The sequence below is a fragment of the Flavobacterium laiguense genome, from assembly GCF_003097655.1.
GTDB lineage: Bacteria > Bacteroidota > Bacteroidia > Flavobacteriales > Flavobacteriaceae > Flavobacterium > Flavobacterium laiguense.
In genome coordinates this window covers 1-21,955 of record NZ_QCZH01000020.1, presented here as the reverse complement: position 1 = coordinate 21,955, position 21,955 = coordinate 1, and the positions used below count along the sequence as shown (strand labels likewise).

Below are 21,955 nucleotides of genomic sequence, written 5' to 3'. Positions count from 1 at the left end.
ATAGTTATTTGTTTGCTAATTTAGGAAAAAATATAGTCAAAAATTTCATTATTTTGATTGAATGAGGATTTTAGTATCGATCTAAAGAGGAAGAATCTCAGATTTGCCACATCTTTTTTGATTTATTCTAAGGCATTTTATCTTGGAATTAAATTTAGTGTGTTTGTTTTTTTAAATCACCAATTACTGTTTCTTTAACAATCTAGATTTCATTTTGCTGTAAAACTCAGGAGTTACTCCTATATAGGAAGCAATTTGTTTTTGTTGGACTTTCTGAAGAAGGGTTGGGTATTTTTTGCAAAATTTTTCGAACCGTTCTTCGGCAGTAAGGCTGAGGTTGTCCATTAAACGTTCTTGGTTGGCGACCAAGGAGTTTTCGGTCAGTATCCTGAAGAAACGTTCCAGTTTAGGAATTTCTCGATACAATATTTCTTGATTTTCTTTGGATAATAAAACCACTTCAGCATCTTCTAAAACTTCTATGAACAGGTTGCCCGGTTTTTGCGAAAGCAAACTATACATGTCGCCAATCCACCAACCTTGGCAGGCAAAACTCAACACGTGTTCAACAATATTATCATTAATGTTGAAGCTGCGTAGAATGCCAGAATTTACAAAATAAGAATGTTTGCAAATCGCGCCACTATTTAATAAAATGGTTTTGGCTTTGTAATGGTGTATTTCTGTTTTGGACAAGAAAAGTTCTTGCTCTTGTTTTGTGAGCGTTACGTGTTGCCCGATGTTTTCGAGTATTAAAGCCATTTATTTCTTCTCAGGAAGTAAAGTAAAGGAGGTGACTTTGAAACGATTGTCGATTATTTCTCCTGTAACCTCTGCTTTTCTGATGGTTTCGCAAAAACCATCTTTGGCATGTGAATCCCCGTGATCGTCTATGCGTGTTCCATCTACAAAATAGGCTTTTCCATCGATGCGGACGGCCAGATCACAGCTTTTTCCTTTTAATCCAAAATTACACTCACCACAGGAAACTTCTACAATTTGGGATTTTAAAACTTCTTTTTTTTCTTGAGCACTAGACATTAGTGCTGTAAATAATAATGCGATTGAGAATAGATTTTTCATTTAGACTAAATTTGAAGTCGTAAGATAATGATTTTATTTTAGCTTTAATTCTAAATGGAATAGTTTTTAAACATATAAATCCACAATAATCTGGAAAGGCGAATGTTGAATGAGGCCATCGATACAATGACTATGGCAATAACAGCAATGATTCTCAAGTCGAAAGTTTCAGTAAAAAATTGTTGTGCAATTAAATAAGTGGCTATTCCTTGTGCTACAGTTAATCCGTAGTTTACATACATGGCGCCAAAGAAATAACCAGGTTCTTTTTCGAATTTGAAATGACAATGGGGACAATATTGATTCATTTTTGGAAATCCAATATTTAAGAAGATGTTTTTTTCGTTAAATACTTTCCCTTCGAGGCAATGTGGGCAATCGTTATTTAGGATGTGAACGAGTGTGTGTGACATTTTTTATTTTTTTCAAAGGTATTTTTTATTCGTCTCACAGATGTTTTCTATATTCGCTAATTATAGCACAATAAAGACATTGAAGAAGTCATGAGGAAATATCCCGTTTATTCCATTCAGCGATTCAATTGCAATGCGGTCAATTGTGATTTGTATATCAACACCTTCAAGAATCACCTAATCGACCATAGTTTTGTAGAAGAGCCGCATAGACATAATTCGTATGTGTTGGTTTTTTTTACCAAAGGATCCGGAACGCATGATATCGATTTTGATACTTTTAAGATTCAGTCCGGGAGTATGTTTTTTATGCAACCTGGACAAATGCATCATTGGGATTTGTCTGATGATATTGATGGTTTTGTTGTATTCTATTCTCAAGAGATGTACAATCTTTATTTTAGGCAAAAGACAATAAATGCTTATTCGTTTTATTCTTCATTGGGGAGTTCTCCTGAAATGTTTTTTGATGCTAATGAGTCAAAAGCGTTAGAACCTTATTTTTACAATATGCTAAAGGAGTATCAAGGGGATAAAATGATGAAGCAAGATAAAATTATGAACTTGTTGGATAGTATTCACATCGAAATTGCTAGAAAGTACAATGAAGATTTTGTTCTGGAGACACATTCCTATAATCTGAAAATAAAAAATTTTGACGCACTTTTGGAGAAATATTTTTGGACAGAAAAAGCGCCTTCTTTTTATGCGTCACAACTGCATATTACGCTGAAGCATTTGAATAGGATATGCAATGAAATCTTGAAAAAGACCACTACTCAGGTGATTACAGACAGAATTATTTTGGAAGCCAAAAGAATGCTGATGGATAAAAAAAGAACAGTCAACGAAATTGCAACAGTGTTGGGTTTCGAAGACTATTCCTATTTTGTACGATTATTCAAGAAGCATACAGCAATGACGCCTACAGCTTTTCGGGTTTCTAAGTAATATATAAGTCATCTGTTGGTTATAATTGATTTTTACCACATAGAGGCATAGAAATTATAGTGTTTGAAAGAATTTGATAGATGTTTTACTTTTCACATAGTCAAGCTGTGTGAAAAATAGTGCTATTTCTATTATCTCTTTATTCAGAAGTTTTATTTCTATGTCTCTATGTGGTAAAAAAATGTTTTTTTTGAATTATATTCACGAATAAATTAAGAATGTACTTTGACTAATTTGGCGGCTTCTTTTGCTTTTTCTACTACTTCTTCTATTGGAGTGTCTAAAGTATCATTGACTAAGGCTACACCCATTCTGCGATACGGTCTTGAAGTCGGTTTGCCAAAAATCCTAAAATCAGTTTTGGGTAAAGCGGCAATTTTTTCTATTCCGGTGTAAGTAGGATTTGTTGTCCCGATAGCTATCGGGATTTCGGAAGCCAAAATTACAGCGCTCGCTCCTGCTTTTTCTAAAGTAATTTCAAAAATCGGGAGACTCAAAATGGCGCGCAAATGCAATTCGAATTCATTGAAGTTTTGCGTTCCCGCCAAAGTGACCATGCCGGTATCGTGCGGTCTAGGTGATAATTCTGAGAAATAAACGCCGTCATCGGTAAGGAAAAATTCAACTCCAAATAATCCCGCCCCACCCAAAGCTTCGGTTACTTTTTCGGCCATGTCTTGTGCTTCGTATAGATCTTTGTCGGATACTTTTGCCGGTTGCCAGCTTTCCTGGTAATCGCCACGTTCTTGTCTGTGTCCGATAGGCGCACAAAATAAAGTGGGGTTGCTGTTTTGAACGACGGTCAGTAATGTAATTTCCGAATTGAACTTAACAAAAGCTTCAACGATAACTTCCACAACATCGCCACGGGAGCCTTCAACGGCGTATTGCCAGGCTTTGTCAATATCGTCAGCAGTTTTGATGGTTGATTGTCCTTTTCCGGAGGAAGACATTAATGGTTTTACTACACATGGCATTCCAACGGCTTCAACGCCTTTGTGCAGTTCTTCGGCTGAAGTAGCATAACGATAATTGGCGGTGCGTAACCCTAGTTCTTTGGAAGCCAAATCCCGAATGGCTTTTCTGTTCATGGTAAAGTTTGCTGCTTTTGCAGATGGAACTACTGTGATACCTTGCTTTTCGTAATCATAAAAACGCTCTGTTCTGATGGCTTCTATTTCGGGAACAATGAAATCGGGTTGATGTTTGGCAACGATTTGGTCTAAAGCGTCTCCATCGAGCATATTGATGACTTCAAAAGCGTGTGCTACTTGCATAGCTGGGGCATTTTCATAACTGTCAACAGCAATTACGGTTTGTCCGATGCGTTGTGCAGCGATTGTAAATTCTTTTCCTAATTCGCCTGAGCCTAGAAGTAGTATTTTCATTGAAAGAAGTTTAATAGGGTTATGCTGTTTATGCGTTTAGTTTGTTTTGTGTAATTGTAACAAAAATACGTTTTTGTGTGTAATTTTTTTTGAGGTTGATTAATTCTTTTTTGGGAAATATTCTAATCTCGTTTTTACCCGCTTGCTCGCGTGAGGGACAGGAATAAGCTACCGAAGTAGCATGGATGGCCCGACAGCATAAAGGGAAGGGGCCTACTCACCGTGATGGTAAGTTGGCCCCTTTGCTTTATGGTGGCACGCTCCATAAGTTCTTAAAAGAAAAAAAGTTCCAGATTTCAAGTTGTGAAACCTGAAACCTGAAACTTCAATTTAAATCAATAATATATTAAGCCAGAATTTCAGTAAGCGATACGGCTTCTTTAATTCTACGTAATGCTTCTTTTAATAAATCTTCGCTGGTTGCGTAAGAGAAACGGATGCAATTTGGGTTTCCAAAAGCGTCACCTGTTACGGTTGCTACATTGGCTTCACCTAAAAGATACATAGAGAAATCGTTAGCATCTTTGATTAATGTACCTCTTAATGTTTTTCCGAAGAAAGAAGATACGTCTGGGAATACATAAAAAGCTCCTTCTGGAACGTTGATTTTTACTCCTGGAATCTCTTTCAACAATCCAACAACTAGATCTCTACGGCTTTGGAAAGCGTCAACCATGTGTTTCAAAACAGATGGATCAGCATCTACAGCAGTGATCGTAGCGCGTTGAGCAATACTGTTAGCTCCACTGGTTACTTGACCTTGCATTTTGATACAAGCTTTTGCGATAAATTCAGGTGCTCCAATGTATCCAATTCTCCATCCTGTCATGGCAAATGCTTTGGCAACTCCATTTACAGTTATGGTTCTTTCTAACATTCCAGGAATAGATGCAATACTGCAGAAAGTTCCTGAGAAGTTGATGTGCTCGTAAATTTCGTCTGATACTACGTATACGTTAGGGTGTTTTTCTAAAACTTTGGCTAGGGCAGTTAATTCCTCTCTGTTGTAAACCGATCCACTTGGGTTACAAGGAGAACTGAACCACATCATTTTTGTTTTTGGTGTAATAGCTGCTTCTAATTGTTCTGGAGTGATTTTGAAATCCGTGTCTACAGAAGTTGGAACTTCTACAGGAACTCCTCCTGATAATTTTACAATTTCGAAATAACTTACCCAGTATGGTGCTGGTAAAATTACCTCGTCACCATCATTAAGCATTACTTGTGCAATGTTGTATAAAGATTGTTTGGCTCCTGTTGAAACCACAATTTGTGATGGTTTGTAATCTAAGTTATTGTCTCTTTTGAACTTTCTGCAGATTGCTTCTTTCAATTCTGCGTAACCTTCTACTGGAGAGTATGTGCTGTAGTTTTCATCGATCGCTTTTTTGGCAGCTTCTTTGATGAAATCCGGAGTATTAAAATCTGGTTCTCCTAAACTTAAACTGATAATGTCTTTTCCTTGTGCTTTTAATTCTCTTGCCAATGCAGCCATCGCTAATGTTTGTGATGTAGCTAAATTGTTAATTCTGTCTGAAAGTGGATTGCTCATTAAAATGTAATTTTTTTGGTTTATTCTTTTTTAGATAATTATTATAGTGCTGGTTTTAACCCCAGTGTTTTTAAATGTTTGAAATGTGCAACAACAGCTGCTGACATTGTTTTGTATTCGTAATATGGTAATTGGCATTCTTTGGCCGTTTCTTTTACGATTTTTGCAATTTTACCATAATGAACGTGGCTAATGTGTGGAAAAATATGGTGCTCGATTTGGTGGTTTAATCCTCCTGTGTACCAGTTTACAATTTTGTTTTTTGGAGCAAAATTCACAGTAGTGAACAATTGATGAATGGCCCAAGTGTTTTCCATTTCGCCAGCTTCGTTTGGTTGTGGATTAGCGGCTTCATCGACAACATGTGCCAATTGAAATACAATACTTAAGATTAGTCCGGCAGTATAATGCATGATGAAAAATCCAATAAGTACTTTCCACCAAGTGATTCCAATAACGATAGGTAAAACGATCCAAATCGATAAGTAAATGACTTTTGTGATGATTAATGTAGTCCAAAGTGTTTTGGGACTTTTTGGCTCGCCATAAGATAATTTTCTTTTTAGGTAACTGCTCATTTGTTTAAAATCGGTAGTGATTGCCCAATTGAAAGTCAACAATCCGTATAAAAATACAGCGTAATATTGTTGGAATTTATGGAATTTATGCCATTCTGCTTCTTTGGAGAAACGCATGATTCTTCCTGCTTCTAGATCTTCGTCATGACCAATTATATTAGTATAGGTATGGTGTAATACGTTGTGTTGCACTTGCCAGTTGTGTACGTTTCCGGCTAATACGTATATGGTTCCTCCCATGATTTTATTAACCCAGCTTTTGGTAGAATAAGATCCATGATTGGCATCGTGCATAACATTCATTCCAATTCCGGCCATCCCAATTCCCATAACAATGGTCAATAGAAGGTGTGCCCAAAATGGCATGTCTAAAGTTAATATCAAGAAATAAGGAACAAGAAAAACAGTAAAAAGAATTACAGTCTTTAAGTGGATTTTCCAGTTTCCAGTTTTTTCTATATTGTTTTCTTTGAAATAGCTGTTTACTCGGGAGTTAAGCGTTCTAAAAAACTTTAGGTTGTCTTGTTTTGCAAATGTAGGTGCGGTATTGTTCATATGTTTTTTGAATATTTGCAAAGGTAACCAATATAAATTTTCAATATACAATATTGAGTTAAATATTTATGAGCTAAAAGCAGTACTTTTGTTAAAAATTTTTAAGATGGACGAGATTCTAAAGTATTTTCCTAACCTATCTGATATTCAGATAGAACAGTTTCAAAAATTGGATTTTTTATACCACGATTGGAATGAAAAAATCAATGTTATTTCCCGTAAAGACATTGATTCTTTGTACACTAAACATATATTGCATTCTTTGGCTATAGCCAAAGTAAATAAGTTTGAACCCGGAACTTATGTTTTGGATGTGGGAACTGGAGGTGGATTTCCTGGGATTCCATTGGCGATACTTTTTCCGGAAACCCGTTTTTTTCTGATTGATATTATTGCCAAAAAAATAAAAGTAGTTCAGGCTGTTGCCGAAGCTTTAGAACTAAAAAATGTAAAAGCTGAGCAACTTCGGGCCGAAAATGTTAAAGGGGATTTCGATTTTATAGTAAGCCGTGCAGTGACCAATATGCCTGATTTTGTTTCTTGGGTGAAAACTAAAATTAAGAAGCAAAGTAAACACGAATTGAAAAACGGTATTCTTTATCTAAAAGGAGGAGACTTAACAGAGGAATTGAAAGATTTTCCTAAAGCCACCGAATATAATATTTCTGATTTCTTTGATGATGAGTTTTTTGAAACCAAGAAAGTGGTGCATTTGCCGTTGAAATTTGTAGTGTAGATTATTTGTATTTGAAAAACAAACCGCACAAGAATTTAAAGAGGATTGTTTTATAAGGCGAGAATTTTTTTGCTCTTATTTTGATAAAATGATTTTAGTAAACTATGTATAAAGGGAAAAGGGTATTGGCAAATTTTACTACTTTATTTTCTATTCTTTTATTATCGCTATTATGTGGTTGTGCTAAAGAAAAGAGATTCAAAGAAAAAAAATCTTTTTATCAAGCTGTAAATGGTAAGGATACAGCCTTTTTATCAATATCGTTGACCCAAACCCATTTTACAGGTATGTATGAGATAAGATATGGGACTTTAGGTAAAGATTCGGGAGATATAAGAGGGAAAATTTGTGGAGATACCTTGATAGGGCTATATAACTATAAGACCTATGGTGGGAATAACAATATAGTTCCTATCGCTTTATTAAGAAGGGGGAATAAGATTATGTTAGGTAAAGGTTTGGCAATGAGTTATATGAATATTCATTATTTTTCACACGATGCCCCTATAGATTACGATAATTCAGAGTTTATTTTTGAAGAGATAAATAAATCGGCAGAGAGATAATAAAAAAAGCACTTTTATAGGTGATTTTAATTTCAAAATATAAACCCCATAAGAACTCAAAATGTTTTGAATTCTTATGGGGTTTTATTTTTGATCTTTTAAATAATCCAGCCAAGTCTCTTTATAACTACTTCCAATTGGAATTTCTATCGCATTTATTTCTACTTCGTTTTTCGAGTATGCGGTTAGTTTTTTTGCCTGAATAATATAAGAGCGATGGATTCGGACAAAATTTGAATCCAATACTTTTTCGAAAGCGGAAATATTCTGCTTAAGATGATGTGATTTTCCGTTTTCGAGATGAATGGTAATGTAGTCTTTGAGACTTTCTACGAATAAAATATGATCGAAAATAATCTTGATGTTTTTACTGCCGGAAGACACAAATATGTGATCTTCGTTGGTTAAATTTTCAGGTGCTTTCGGAATTTGTAATTGTTTGAATTTTTCTATCGAAACAAAAAAGCGATCAAAAGTGATGGGTTTCAAAAGATAATCAATCACATTGAGTTCGTAGCCTTCTATGGCATATTCTCTGTAGGCAGTTGTGAAAATTACTTTAGGCGGATTCTTTAGTTTTTTTAGAAAATCATTTCCTTTGAGTAATGGCATTTCAATATCCAGAAACATCAAATCTATTATGTTTGATTCTAAGAAAGTGTATGCTGTCAAGGCATTTTCAAAAGAAGCAACCAATTCGAAATTATCGAAATGGGCTAAATGTGACGCAATTAATTCTCTTGCCAAAGGTTCGTCGTCAACGATGATGCATTTGTATTTCATATTGAAATTTATATTTTAAATGTTTAGCGTTAGCCTAACTAAGTGCATTTTTTGAGTTTCTTCTATATCCAATTGATGTCTCTTTGGATATAATAAATCCAGTTGTTTCCGAACGTTTTCGAGTCCGATTTGTGATTTGTCTGATCTTCTTGCCGTTTCGTTTTGGGGTTTTGTATTTTCGATGCCGAAAATAATTTGCTGTTTTTTAGTTTCTAAATTCATGTGAATTACTGCTTTCTCGGTTTCATTGATTACGCCGTGTTTAAAAGCATTTTCTACAAAAGTCAACAGAATTAGCGGTGAAATTTTGCTGTCTTCGTGAATGTCTTTGGTAAACGAAATGTCTAGCCTGTTTTCATTATACCGTAATTTTTCTAATGAAATATAGTTTTCCAGTAGGTTGATTTCCTTTTTTATACAAACAAAATCATCATTGCAACGGTACAAGACAAAATCTAATATTTCGGATAATTTGGCAATAATCTCGGGTGCTTTATCGTCTTTCTTGAGTGTCAAAGCATAGAGGTTATTTAGGGTGTTGAATAAAAAATGAGGATTCAGTTGGCTTTTTAGGGCTTTGAGTTCCATTGATTTTTTCTCTTCTTCTATTTTGGAAAGATGTTGTTGGTTTTTGTAAAAACGAATTAATCCAATAACTGAAGCAGGGAAAAACAACCAAATGGTTTTTGTAAAGAACAACCTAAAACTGATTAATCTTTGAAGTAATGTGTTGGGGCATTTATCCCATTCCGAATAATACTGAGGAAACTTGGGTTCAAGATGAAAATATTTGAGGGCTGTAAGCATTGTAAAAACAAGGTATAACCAAATAGCAAAAAGGACAATAAAAAGGAGGTATTTCTTTGGAATGAGAAGATTAGGGATCAAAACGTAAATCAAGACATACGCTCCAATAGCTTGAATAATTGTTTCAGAAAGAAAGATATAAACTAGGTCATCGTATTTTTTATAGTCAAAACTTTTTGTAACAAAGTGTATTATCAAAAAACCAAACCAAAACAAACTGTGGCTTAGAATTCTTTTTAGGTTTATGTTTTTTAGAAAATTCATACTATGCTTTTATAAGCATGCAAGTTACTAAAATATATATGCTTGGTTTATTGTATGAGACAAATAATGGTCTTTAGCTTATGAAAACGGCATTCCAGCCCATGAATGCATTATTATTGGAAAATGCATTCTTCATATGCTAAAGTTGTCTTTTTATTTGCGTCTAAATTAAGATTAAGATTACAGGATTACTTTAGCCCAAAAAAAGTAAACCATGAAATTAAAATACATTATTGCCTTTTTGGTATTCTCTTGTACATCAATGTCTGCCCAGTTTAAAATTACTGGGAATGTTGTAACTACTGCAAGTAATCCTGTCGTTTTTGCCGAAGTTATTCTAATAGGCGAAGATGCCAAAAATAGAAAAAGCGAACTTACAAACGATAAAGGGGACTTTGTCTTAGAAGTAAACCAAGGAAATTATATATTGGAAATTCGACAAGTAAATGAGCTTTTGTTTACAAAAAACATATCGTTAACGGCTGCTTTAGATTTGGGCGTTATAACAATTGATAACGCAATTCAGTTAGAGTCGGTTGTAGTTGGAGTGAAAAAGGAACTGATCGAAAGAAAAGTAGATCGTTTGGTTTTTAATGTCGAAAATTCGATTAATGCCACAGGAGGAGATGCTTTGGAAGCGCTTAGAGTCACTCCAGGGATAAAAGTGCAGAATGACAATATAACTATTATTGGGAAAAGCAATTTAGCTGTTATGATCGATGATAAAATCATCCAACTTTCTGAGGAAGACTTGGCTAATTATCTGAAATCAATTCCATCCGATAATATTAAAAGTATAGAAGTAATTACAACACCACCTGCTAAATATGAGGCTGAAGGTAAAAGTGGTTTGGTTAATATTAAATTAAAAAAAGCAAAAAAAGATTCTTGGAATGCCTTGGTAGGATCTACTTACCTTCAAAGATTTTATAGCCAGGGTGCTGTAATGGGTAATTTCAATTATAATAAAAATAAATTAGGTATTACATCGTCTTTAAATTATTTGTCTGGCAAAAGATACAATATCCAAGATGATTATACTTATTTTCCAACAGAAATGTGGCACACTAATTCCTCGTACAAAAGTGTAAATACGAGAATCTATGGAAAATTTGGTATTGATTATCAAATAACTCCAAAATGGATTGTGGGTGGACAAACATTATTTAATAATTCCCAACCATTATTCACGGATAGTCCTTTTACAGGTATTTATGATAATGCCAATGGTAACATCACGAGCTATTTAAAGTCAAATGGAGGAGTAGCGACGCTAAAAGTAGGTATTAGTTCATTCAATTTTTATAATGAATTTAAAATTGATTCTTTAGGCAAAAAAATCACTTTAAATCTGGATTATTTTAATTATAAAACAACAGATAGTAGAACTTATAATGGTATTTCGGTTGTCGAAAATCCGTACTCTCAGCAGTATTTTGCAGGAATAAATAGCAATATACAAGGCATAACGAACGTATCGGGGAAATTAGATTTTGATTACCCCACAAAATGGGCGACTTTGAGTTTTGGTGGTAAAGTTTCGAATTCAAAATCAAATAATAACATTTCAGCCTTCAATAGTGGCTTGGTAGATAAACCAGTTTTAGAAATGCCTTTCAAGCAAAGTGAGTTTGACTATACCGAGAACATACAAGCGGTTTATTTATCGGGAAGCAAAAAAATAAATGATCACTGGGACTCCCAATTTGGATTAAGAATGGAAACTACCCAAACCAAGATTTTTGCTGGAAGCTTAAGCCAATCAATTAATAAAGATTACATTAAGTTTTTCCCAACCGCCTATTTGATTTATATCGCAAATGACAATTCGACTTTTAGCTTTAGCTATAGCAAAAGAATTGAAAGACCTCAATTTAGGGATTTGAATCCTAACACTCATTTTTGGAACCCTTTTCAATCTTTTAAAGGTAATCCATTTTTGCAACCTGCATTTATTGATAATACAGAGCTAACCTATACTTATAAAAAAATTGAAAGTAAGTTTTATTTTAGTTATGAGAATAATTTAATTTCAGAGGTTACAATCGTTGACCCTAATTCAAATGAGATTCTACATACAAGCGAAAATTATATAGATACACAACGTTATGGAATTTCGGAGAATTATGTTTTCGATGGATTCAAATGGTGGACAAGCAATAATGCGGTCGATTTCAATTATGCTATTTCTAAATCTAGTTTAACCGTTGCCCGAAGGGAACAAAAGGGATTCAATTCGAGGTTGTCAACCAATAATGATTTTAATTTGAATGCCGATAAAACACTACTTTTTAATGTGAGTTATTGGTATAGTTTTCCGGGTATAGACGGTATTTCTACTAATAGAGAAATGAGTTCTTTTTCTCTGGCGTTTCAATATCTTTTGTGGAATAAAGATTTAAAAATGTCCTTAAGAGGGACAGATATATTTAAAACCGAAAAAATAAATAGTAGTTCTACCGTTAATGGTGTTTATCAAGAAGGTAAAAATTATTATGACAATCAATCTTTTCAGCTTTCTGTTTCGTATAAATTTGGGAATAAAAAGAGTGACGCTAAGCAAAGAGTAACGGGTAATGAAGAGGAAAGAAGCAGGACGGGGAGCTAATTTGACAGCAATTTAAAATCACTAGAGACAATCTAAAAGTATGGAGAGCTGTCAGTCTGAGGTGGAATTTTTATTCTAAAGACGTCAATGGTAGCGTAGTCGAAGACCCACAGGCTGGTCTTCAGCTATGCTCACACTGACAAAATCTGAAAGTTTTCTTATCCCAAATTCCGCATCTGATAAAATGGAACTATGGAATTCGATCCTATACCATAGAGATTTTTAAACGGTAAGCATGAGTTTCACAACAAACTTTCTTTGGGTTTCATCTATTTCCAACTGATGCTTTTTAGGATACAGTAAATCCAATTGTTTTCGGACGTTTTCGAGTCCTATTTGTGATTTTTCAAATGCTTTCGCAGTTTTGTTTTGAGGTTTTGTGTTTTCGATACTAAAAATAATTTGCTGTTTTTTGGTTTGCAAATTTATGCGAATTACTGCTTTTTCGGTTTCATTGATTACGCCGTGTTTAAAAGCGTTTTCAACAAAAGTCAACAAAATCAGCGGTGAAATTTTGCTGTTTTCTTGGATGTCTTTGGTAAACGAAATGTCCAATCTGTTTTCATTATACCGGAGTTGCTCTAATGAAATATAATTTTCTAACAGGTAAATTTCTTTTTCTATAGGAACAAAATCATCATTGCAACGGTACAAGACAAAATCTAATATTTCGGATAATTTGGCAATAATCTCGGGCGCTTTGTCGTCTTTTTTGAGTGTCAAAGCATAGAGGTTGTTTAGGGTGTTGAATAGAAAATGAGGATTCAGTTGGTTTTTCAGCACTTTGAGCTCCATTGATTTTTTTTCTTCTTCTAGTTTTAAAAGGCGTTGTTGTTTTCTGTTAAAGCTAATAAAGCCCATTATAATAATTGGGTACGTTATAAAGGAGAATTCACGGAATATCAATTTAAAAGAAGTTAATCTTTCTGGGACTGACATTTTATGTCCAAACCAATCGTCGAAAAAACCTGGAAATTTTGGCTCGAGGTAGTAATACTTCAATACCATTAAAAAAGCAAAAACAAAATACAGCCAGCTGATGGAAAACAGTATGAAAAGGAGGTGTTTTTTTTTGTTTAGCAAATTTGGGATAATCCAATAAATTAATCCGTAAGCCGCAATCGCTTGTACTAAAATTTTGAAGCTATATATAAAAATAAAGGAATAATATCCCGTATCCTCTGACTTGCCAGAAATATATAGTAGCATAAAGGACAACCAAAATAAGCAATGGCTTGCAACTCTTTTTAAATCTGTGTTTTTGAGAAAATTCATATTGTGTTTTAGGAGGCGGAAAGTTAATAAATTATCAAAGCATACTTCATACAGTATGACGAATAATGAATTTTAGCTTCTGAAAATAGTATTTGAGCCCATGAATACAGGAATGCTCAATAATCGATTCTTTGAATGCGGAAACGGCTTTTTTAACTGCTGATAAAAATAGGGATGATGTTGTTGTGCTATTTTAGCTTAAAAAAAGTAAGCCATGATAATTAAAATCATTCTATTGTTCGTGTTGTTACTAGAAAGGCTAGTGAAACAGAGTATGTCTTAATGTTGTCAAAAAGTAATTAAAAACTAATAAATCAGAATATGAAATCAATTTTTAAAAATGCTATGACTATCACAATGGTGGTTTATTCCCTAAACTTATTTTCGCAGGAAGCAAAACAAGAGATTACTATTAATGAAACTTCCAGATCAATTAAGCCAACTTTATTTGCCAATTTAGGGGAGACCTGCACAACGCCAGACGGAATGGCTTTGGATAAAAAAGGAAACCTCTATTTATCGGTATTAAACCCTACTTCGTTTGAAAAAAACGGATCTAAAATTTTAACTTTCGATAAAAATGACAAACCAGTAACTTGGTTTGATCAATTACCACTTCATCCAATCACAAAACGAGTGCATCCGATGGGAATGGAATTTGGTCCTGACGGGAATTTATATTTGATGGATAACCAATATTTCGCGGGGAAAGAAAATTTCTCGAGATTAATTAGGGTCGTTGTCGAAAAAGGGAGCCCTAAATATGCGGAGGTTTTGGCTGAAGGTTTCAATTTTGGAGAAGCCGTTAGATGGTCTAAAAATAGAGTTTATATAACAGATGCTTTGGGTGATAAGAAAAGAGAAAGCAGTATTTATAGTTTTTCATTAGAAGAATTAAATAGAAGCAAAATAGTTCTAGATTCATCAACAAAAGAAAAATATTTAGTAAGTCTATTTACTTTGAAGCCCGAAATTAAAGGAAATTCAATTGGAATTGACGGCATAGCATTCGACAAAAAAGGGAATTTGTATGCGGGGAATTTTGGAGATGGTGTGATTACAAAATTTGAATTCACTAAAGATGGTAAAGTAAAATCTAAAAAAGTAGTTTTTGATTCTGATAAATTAAAATGCTGCGATGGCTTTTTTTACGATGAGAAAAGAAATTCTATTTTCATAGCAAATTACGACAACAATAGTGTTCATCAACTGGATTTAAATACCAATACGATCTCTTTGATTTGGGAAAATGGGAACAATGATGGTGCGGACGGGCAATTGGATAATCCTTGTGAAACCATCATGTATAAGGGTAAATTGCTTGTCGTAAACTATGATACTTTTAAAGGTCCGAAGAATACAGAAATAGATAATTTTCATACGATTTCTTGTTTCCAGTTATAATTTTTAAATTGAGACCAAAATCTAAGAAAAGTACTGGTTTTTATTTTTATAAAATTAACAAACTGTGTTGTATTATGGTCATGAATTCGCCTACTAAACCAAATATGTACATTTTAAAAAACACATCTCAATGAAAATATTTTTGAATTTTATTCTTTTTATGATTGTACTTAACACATCAGCACAGCAAACAAGAACAACAAAGTTTGAAGATGCGAAAAGTGTATATAACATTCAAGACAGTGTGATGATTAAAACCCGGGACGGTGCATTTATATCGGCTATGGTGGTGCGAAAAAAAGGAATCACTACTCCAAAACCTGTCATCCTTCAATATACCATTTATGTACAGGACAAAGGCAGAGATATTAAATCCTTAAAAGCAGCAGCAGACAAGGATTATGTTGGCGTAATTGCTTATGCCAGAGGGAAGCGGTTTAGTTCAAATGAAATATTCCCTTATGAAAATGACGCCAACGATACTTATGATGTAATTGATTGGATAAGTAAACAAGAATGGTGTAACGGAAGTGTAGGTATGTATGGAGGTAGTTATAACGGATTTACACAATGGGCAGCTTGTAAAAAACTTCATCCTGCACTTAAAACTATAGTTCCTTATGTAGCCAACAGACCGGGAATGGGATTGCCAATGGAAAACAACGTTTTTATAAATCCCAATTACGAATGGTCGTTTTATGTTGGGAATAACAAATACTTAGATACTATTGCAGGGAATGACAGACAGCGCTTTAGAAAAATGCAAAACAAATGGTGGGAAACAGGTGTTGCCTATAAAAAACTAGACAGTATTGACGGAAGTCCCAATAGGTTGTTTCAACGATGGATAAGTCATCCTTTATTTGACGAATATTGGCAGAAAATGGCACCGTACGGAAAAGAATTTGCACAAATAAATATTCCTGTGTTATCAATTGATGGATATTATAATGACTCCCAGAACTCAGGTTTGTATTATGTGAGGGAGCATAATAAATATAATCCTAAAGCAAATCATTACCTTATTATCGGTCCTTACAGTCATTTGGGTGCTCAACGGGAAGGCGATGCTGTATTGAACGGCTATAAAGTGGATTCAAACGCATTGATCAATACCCAAAAAATAACATATCAATGGTTCGATTTTATTTTGAAAAACGGACAGAAACCAGAAATGCTTAAAGATAAAATTAACTATCAAGTAATGGGAGCAAATGAGTGGCGAAGTGCTCCGTCTCTTGACAAAATGAGCAATGATTTCTTGAAGATGTATTTGACTGATAGTAAATCGGGGAATTTTTACGCTTTAAATCCTAAAAAACCGATTCAGAAAAGTTATCTGTATCAAGAAGTTAATTTTGCTGATAGACAAACGGAAAATAATGATTACTACCCAGATCCCATTATTAGAAAAGAAATTGATACCAGCAATGGATTTGTTTTTATAAGTGAACCCTTGAAAGAATCGATGTTAATTAATGGTTCGTTTTTAGGGGAGATAAAAGTAAGTATCAACAAAAAAGATATGGATATTGGTGTTACCTTATATGAAGTAATGCCAAATGGAGACTATTTTCATTTGTCTTATTTTATAGGTCGTGCCAGTTATGCCAAAGACATTGCAAAAAGAAATTTGTTGAAACCAAATGAAATCGAATCTATCCCTTTTTCGAATACACATTTGGTCAGTAAGCAATTGAGTAAAGGAAGTCGTTTACTTGTGGCTATCAATGTGAATAAAAATCGATTTTCTCAATTAAATTATGGAACAGGAAAAGGGGTTAGTGATGAAACTATTGAAGATGCCAAAGAGCCATTAAAAGTAAAATGGTATAATGATAGTTTTGTAAAGATTCCGGTTTGGAAATAATAGATAGATGAAAAGTCAATTTTAGAAGTTTAGAATTTAAGGCAAACCTCAAAACTTTTTGTACTTTTAAAGTCAATGATTAATAGAAATTTAGAATGTAAAAATTATAACAAAAATAAAACAACTAACAAATCAATTATGAGAAAGACAACACTAATACTCCTTTTATTTCTAATTAGTACACTAACTTTTGGGCAAACTAAAACCGAAGACGATTTAATTAAAGCTGTTATTGAAAACGCTTATATAGGCGGAATACATAATGGTGGATCAATTGATGAAATAAGAAAAGGTTTTCATCCTACATTTAAAATGCTAAGTTTAGAAAATAATGACATTTCACCACTTTCATTAGAGGATTGGATAATAAGAATAGAAAACGGACGAAAGCAAAATGCAGGAAACCCAACAGCAAAGGCAGAATGTGAGTATTTAAGCATAACTACCTCAGGAAATGCTGCGACAGTGGTTTTGAACTTATTTAAAAATAAAAAGAAAATTTTCACAGACCATATGATACTCTACAAATTTTCAGAAGGTTGGAGAATTGTTTCAAAAGCATATTATAGAGTACCTCGATAACAAAAAATAAAATACGACACAAAACGAGCGATTTTGTTTTTAATCTAAATATTAGTTTTTGTGTCCTGTCATTTTGTAAATAGGCTAGGAAGCAGTAGTGTAAAAATATCGTCACTGCTAAGTAAATAATTGCTATCTGAGGAGTTAATAAATCACTAAACGTAAGATAAATCTTAATTAAAACATATTTATGAAATTAATTCCATTTTTTATTGTATTTCTAATTGTTGGTGCTTTGAAAGTTCAAGGTCAGACAACTCAAGACTCGCTTGATATCAGGAGAGTGGCACTTGCATATATTGAGTCTCAACATAATCCCAATCCCAAGCAAATGCAGGATGCTTTACATCCTCGAGTGGTAAAAAGGTCAGTCTTCAAAAGTAAAAAGGCGAAAAAAGATTATATTTCTGAATTTTCAGCGGAAAATTTGGTTATTCTTGCAGAAACCTATAATGTCAATGGTGATAAGTTTTCGAAAAATCCGAAGAAAGAAATTAAATTATTGGATGTGTCTCCATTAACTGCATCTGTTAAGCTAATTGCTGACGAATGGTTTGACTACATGCACATAGTAAAGACTAATGGAGAATGGAAAATTATTAACGTTCTTTGGCAGTATAATAATGTATCAGAACATCAATAGTGTTAATAAACTCTAACTCTAGTAGGAATCAAAATAATTTAGAATTCGTTCTTCTTTATGCTTTGGTTCGAAAATTAAATATAACAAGTATTGCCTAAGAAAACTGCTGTGGAAGAAGAAACAGACATCAGGTAATTTCGTAAAATTGCAATTCTAGATTTATTAAATAGCCATTATAAACAAACCCCCCCACAGGATTTTATAGATGAAATAGCGAATTTATATATAACGGAAAAAAATAAAAAACCAACGGGCAGTTTGGTAAGATTGGGGGCTTTGTTCTGAATCTAAAGTTAGTTTTGTATTTGCAAAGTCTGTCTTGATCCGAAAGTGAAGGCTTCCTTAATCCCCGACCTCGTCAAGGTGCAAGGGGCATTATTGAACATTTTTAGAAACCGATAATAATCAACAAAATAAATTGAAAAACAATAATGAAAAATAAATGAAATCATTCTTTATTAAAAGTAATCGCTTTAACCATCATCATTCAACTAGCGACATTAAATCTGACTGTCGGACAAAACAAGGTAATGGAAATTGATAAGTTAATGAAACATTGCTACGCAAATAATATTTTTAACGGCGCTATTTTAGTTTAAGAAAACGGAAATGTTATTTACAGAAAATGAATTATTTTGATAAATGCTGCATGAGTGCGATCGGGGAATTTAGATTTGATTACGTTTTAGCTGACAGTTGGTACAGTTCAGCGGAGAATATGAATTGTTGTAAAAAAGAATTGAATTCAGGTTTCATAATAGCTCTAAAAAGCAATCGAAAAGTCGCTTTGTCATTAGAGGATAAAGAAAATAAAGCATACATAAGTATTGAAACACTACAGTCAGGACAACAAACCGTGGAGGTTTGGTTTGAAGAACTAGATTTTTCCGCTGTTGCCTGCAAAGCAAGTTTTCAAAAAACGAAAATGATACAGTCGGGGAGATGTACTTGGTCCGTAGTGATTTAAACTTATCTTATGCCGAAGTGACTACAATCTACAAAAAAAAACGGTAGGGAGTAGAAGAATATCATAAATCTATAAAGGCAATACTGGTTTTGCAAAATCACCAACCAAAAAAATTTAAACCCGAACTAATCATTATTTATTGTAAACAATAGTTTACATATAGTCGGAAAGGTTTGAACTTGAGATTTTGTTATTTTTAGGCAGTAAAATCAATCGTTTGTTATTTTTTTATGAGTATAATTGATGTTTTGTGGGTTATATAACAAAAAATAATTTTTATTCTTTGTTTTTTGTGTTTTAATTAATTAGGTTTGCCTTCTTAATAACCAAAATCTCACAAATGAAAAAAACAGTACTCAATTTTATTGTGATACTTTTTGCGATTTCCGGATGGTCGCAAAGTAATTATCAAAATGATTATTCTATTTCAATCAATGGGCATAGAATTACCACAACTTCAAATTTTAAGCAACAAGCAAATCTGCTTAAACAAAGTGTAAATAAACAAAGTGATAAAAATAAATACACTTTGTTGCAATTTACAAAAATCCCAACTTTGGCTGAACAAAAGGAGCTAAAGAATCAAGGAATAACGCTTATTAGTTATTTGTCCAATAATGCGTATTATGTATCAATTGATTCAAAGTACTACAGTCAAAAGACAGTATCTAAAAATATTAGAACATCAATTACAATAGATTCAAACTTTAAAATTGATCCAACTATTGTAAGCGGAGACATTCCAGAGTACGCAAAAGTGGGTAATGCTGTAAAAGTGGTAGTCAGCTATTTTAAAGGAGTGGACAGTAAAATTATTTCAGAAGACTTAACTCAATTAGGCATAAAAGGGTTTAAGAATATGGAATCGTTTTATCAGGTCTATATCCAAGTGACTAATGAAAAATTAAATGAAATTGCAAAATTAAACTGGGTACAAAATATAGAATTAATTTCTGCTCCAGTTGAAAGTGATAATCTTCCTGGTGTAACTTCTCACAAAGCCAATATGCTAAATTCTAATATTCCAGGACTTGGTTATGGTCTAACTGGAAAAGGGGTGAAAATTGGTATTTGGGATGGAAACATCGAAAAACACACAGATCATACTGGAAGGTTAATCAATAGGGAATATGAGTCGCCATCATCACATGGTTCGCATGTTTCTGGAACTATAGGTGGAGCAGGTATATTAGATCCAAGAGCAAAAGGAATGGCACCGGATGTGCAAATGTATGGATGGAATTTCAATACTCAATCCAATGGTTTGCCAGTTTATGCGGAAAGAGAACTTGCCGCTGTTAATGATGGTGTAGAACTTACTTCAAATTCTTATGGATCAAATCTTTTGTCTGGTTATAATACCGTTAGGTATGGTGTTGGAGATCGTGGAGATGATGATGTGACGGTTAAGTTTCCTTATTTGTTGAATGTGTATTCTAATGGTAACGCACAAACTGCTTATGCGGGAGGCTTTAATACTTCTACAAAAGCTTCAAAAAACGCACTTCATGTTGCAGCAAATGACCCTAATGATTTAATTAGTTCTTACAGTAGCTTTGGACCAACATTGGACGGGCGTTTGGTTCCTCAAATCTCAGCAGTTGGGACTAATGTTTATTCATTAGACTATAATAATGGATATCAATTTATGAACGGAACTTCAATGGCTACTCCAGGGACATCTGGTACATTAGTTTTGTTATATGAAAGATATAAAAATATTTATGCAGATAAGCCTTTGGCTTCGATGATGAAAGCATTAGTTACCAATACTGCAAAAGATGCTGGAAATCCAGGGCCGGATTACAAATATGGTTTTGGGAATTTGAATGCCTTAAGAGCAATTAAAGTTTTAGACAATAAAATGTTTTATACTGCCTCGGTTGCTAATGGTGCATCTTACGAAAAAGAAATTGTTGTTCCTGCGGGTTTGACTTCTTTAAAAGTTATGCTTGCCTATTCTGACATAGGAGCAACTCCAGGAGTTACGGATATATTAGTAAATAATTTAGATATTAAAATTGTTAAGGATGGAGTAACAACTCTTCCTTGGATTTTAGATCCAACTCTTCCAAATGCAAATGCAAAAAGAGGAGTAGATAATTTGAATAATATCGAACAAATTACACTAGATAAACCTGCTGCGGGGACTTATAAAATTATCGTTGCAGGAACTAGTATTCCATTAAACACACAAGAGTTTTCTGTGGTTTATGATTATGTTGCACCCGAATTAGTTTTGACCTATCCTATAGGTGGAGAGAAATTTAATCCGGATACAACTGAATACATCCGTTGGGATTATGAAGGTGATGAAAAAACTTTTAATATTGAATATTCAGTAGATGGTGGGAGTACTTATAGTATTGTCGCGACTGATGTACCTTCTGCTGCAAGAAATTTTGCTTGGAAAGTACCTGCCGGATTTGTTCCAAATGCTAAAATTAGAATTAGTGCAGGAAGTAAAGTTGAAGTTTCAACGGAAACTTTTTCAATTATGTCCGAACCAAAAAATTTAGTAATTGTTGCTCCAGGTTGTGGAGGAACATCTTATAAATTAGATTGGGATGCAATTGTAGGTGCAAAATATGAAGTATTAAAATTAAATGGGTCTCAGTTTGACTTGATTGCTACTGTTAATGATCCAACATATACTTTTACTAATCTTACAGTTGGCGATAACAATTGGTTTACTGTTCGTGCTATCGATATTACAAGTGGTTTGATTTCTGAAAGATCAAGAGCTATAAATGTAGAGCCAATTGATAAACCGGTATTAACAGCTCTTAATCTACCATTCAAGGAAAATTTTAACGATAGAAAACCAACTAACTATACTTTGTCAAAAGCGAGTACAACATTTAGCAAACTAGGCGAGAAAAGCCCTTAGCAAGCCCCGAATTTGAAAGATTCCGGGGCTTTTCTTGTTT

The 21,955-nt window shown here is 33.6% G+C and carries 19 protein-coding genes; 10 read left to right on the top strand and 9 right to left on the bottom strand.

Translation table 11 applies throughout. The features are described from left to right. Positions 1–183: 183 nt before the first annotated feature. The 3 genes from DB891_RS14165 to DB891_RS14155 are packed head-to-tail and all read right to left on the bottom strand — an operon-like array spanning position 184 to position 1,496. A complete protein-coding gene (locus tag DB891_RS14165) occupies positions 184–762 on the bottom strand; it encodes a Crp/Fnr family transcriptional regulator (protein WP_116764237.1) in 579 nt (192 codons plus the stop codon). Next, entirely contained in the window at positions 763–1,083 is a 321-nt protein-coding gene (locus DB891_RS14160) for a DUF6370 family protein (RefSeq protein WP_116764236.1), read from the bottom strand. It lies immediately after the preceding gene. Between the two features lie 50 nt (positions 1,084–1,133). Continuing rightward, positions 1,134–1,496 carry a DUF983 domain-containing protein gene (locus DB891_RS14155; protein WP_116764235.1) on the bottom strand — a complete coding sequence of 121 codons (363 nt, stop codon included), beginning with the start codon at positions 1,494–1,496 and terminating at the stop codon, positions 1,134–1,136. Positions 1,497–1,586: 90 nt separating this feature from the next. Between DB891_RS14155 and DB891_RS14150 the strand changes: the two genes are divergently transcribed. Continuing rightward, positions 1,587–2,447 carry an AraC family transcriptional regulator gene (locus DB891_RS14150; protein WP_116764234.1) on the top strand — a complete coding sequence of 287 codons (861 nt, stop codon included), beginning with the start codon at positions 1,587–1,589 and terminating at the stop codon, positions 2,445–2,447. Between the two features lie 212 nt (positions 2,448–2,659). On the opposite strand, the gene purT is transcribed toward DB891_RS14150, so the two are convergent. The 3 genes from purT to DB891_RS14135 all read right to left on the bottom strand — a co-directional run bounded on the left by purT (position 2,660) and on the right by DB891_RS14135 (position 6,520). Further along, positions 2,660–3,850 carry a formate-dependent phosphoribosylglycinamide formyltransferase gene (gene purT / locus DB891_RS14145; protein ID WP_223256115.1) on the bottom strand — a complete coding sequence of 397 codons (1,191 nt, stop codon included), beginning with the start codon at positions 3,848–3,850 and terminating at the stop codon, positions 2,660–2,662. A 331-nt stretch (positions 3,851–4,181) separates the two neighbouring features. Then, positions 4,182–5,387, bottom strand: coding sequence for a pyridoxal phosphate-dependent aminotransferase (locus DB891_RS14140; protein WP_116764232.1), 1,206 nt, complete (start codon positions 5,385–5,387; stop codon positions 4,182–4,184). A 41-nt stretch (positions 5,388–5,428) separates the two neighbouring features. After that, on the bottom strand, positions 5,429–6,520 hold the full coding sequence (locus DB891_RS14135; protein ID WP_116764274.1) for a fatty acid desaturase family protein: 1,092 nt from the start codon (positions 6,518–6,520) through the stop codon (positions 5,429–5,431). Between the two features lie 106 nt (positions 6,521–6,626). Between DB891_RS14135 and rsmG the strand changes: the two genes are divergently transcribed. Beyond that, positions 6,627–7,256, top strand: coding sequence for a 16S rRNA (guanine(527)-N(7))-methyltransferase RsmG (gene rsmG / locus DB891_RS14130; RefSeq protein WP_116764273.1), 630 nt, complete (start codon positions 6,627–6,629; stop codon positions 7,254–7,256). A gap of 104 nt (positions 7,257–7,360) precedes the next feature. Then, entirely contained in the window at positions 7,361–7,822 is a 462-nt protein-coding gene (locus DB891_RS14125; RefSeq protein ID WP_116764231.1) for a hypothetical protein, read from the top strand. A gap of 84 nt (positions 7,823–7,906) precedes the next feature. Here the strand turns inward: DB891_RS14125 and DB891_RS14120 are convergent, their stop codons facing one another. Then, on the bottom strand, positions 7,907–8,605 hold the full coding sequence (locus DB891_RS14120; protein WP_116764230.1) for a LytR/AlgR family response regulator transcription factor: 699 nt from the start codon (positions 8,603–8,605) through the stop codon (positions 7,907–7,909). A 15-nt stretch (positions 8,606–8,620) separates the two neighbouring features. Beyond that, positions 8,621–9,676, bottom strand: a complete 1,056-nt coding sequence (locus DB891_RS14115) for a sensor histidine kinase (RefSeq protein WP_116764229.1) — start codon at positions 9,674–9,676, stop codon at positions 8,621–8,623. Between the two features lie 214 nt (positions 9,677–9,890). On the opposite strand from DB891_RS14115, the gene DB891_RS14110 reads away from it, so the two are divergent. Beyond that, the gene (locus tag DB891_RS14110) at positions 9,891–12,284 is read left to right on the top strand and encodes a TonB-dependent receptor (protein WP_116764228.1); all 2,394 of its coding nucleotides are present in this window, start codon (positions 9,891–9,893) and stop codon (positions 12,282–12,284) included. A gap of 222 nt (positions 12,285–12,506) precedes the next feature. On the opposite strand, the gene DB891_RS14105 is transcribed toward DB891_RS14110, so the two are convergent. Next, a complete protein-coding gene (locus DB891_RS14105) occupies positions 12,507–13,559 on the bottom strand; it encodes a sensor histidine kinase (protein WP_116764227.1) in 1,053 nt (350 codons plus the stop codon). Between the two features lie 321 nt (positions 13,560–13,880). On the opposite strand from DB891_RS14105, the gene DB891_RS14100 reads away from it, so the two are divergent. From DB891_RS14100 to DB891_RS14075, 6 genes are all read left to right on the top strand, one after another. After that, entirely contained in the window at positions 13,881–14,963 is a 1,083-nt protein-coding gene (locus tag DB891_RS14100; protein WP_116764226.1) for an NHL repeat-containing protein, read from the top strand. Positions 14,964–15,093: 130 nt separating this feature from the next. Beyond that, positions 15,094–16,833, top strand: a complete 1,740-nt coding sequence (locus DB891_RS14095; RefSeq protein ID WP_116764225.1) for a CocE/NonD family hydrolase — start codon at positions 15,094–15,096, stop codon at positions 16,831–16,833. A gap of 138 nt (positions 16,834–16,971) precedes the next feature. Further along, a complete protein-coding gene (locus DB891_RS14090) occupies positions 16,972–17,415 on the top strand; it encodes a nuclear transport factor 2 family protein (protein WP_223256110.1) in 444 nt (147 codons plus the stop codon). Positions 17,416–17,605: 190 nt separating this feature from the next. Then, positions 17,606–18,058 (top strand): nuclear transport factor 2 family protein, encoded by a 453-nt coding sequence (locus DB891_RS14085; protein ID WP_116764223.1) that lies wholly within the window; start codon positions 17,606–17,608, stop codon positions 18,056–18,058. A 649-nt stretch (positions 18,059–18,707) separates the two neighbouring features. Next, positions 18,708–19,025, top strand: coding sequence for a hypothetical protein (locus DB891_RS14080; RefSeq protein ID WP_116764222.1), 318 nt, complete (start codon positions 18,708–18,710; stop codon positions 19,023–19,025). Between the two features lie 340 nt (positions 19,026–19,365). After that, positions 19,366–21,915 (top strand): S8 family serine peptidase, encoded by a 2,550-nt coding sequence (locus DB891_RS14075; protein WP_116764221.1) that lies wholly within the window; start codon positions 19,366–19,368, stop codon positions 21,913–21,915. The last annotated feature ends 40 nt before the right edge of the window (positions 21,916–21,955 follow it).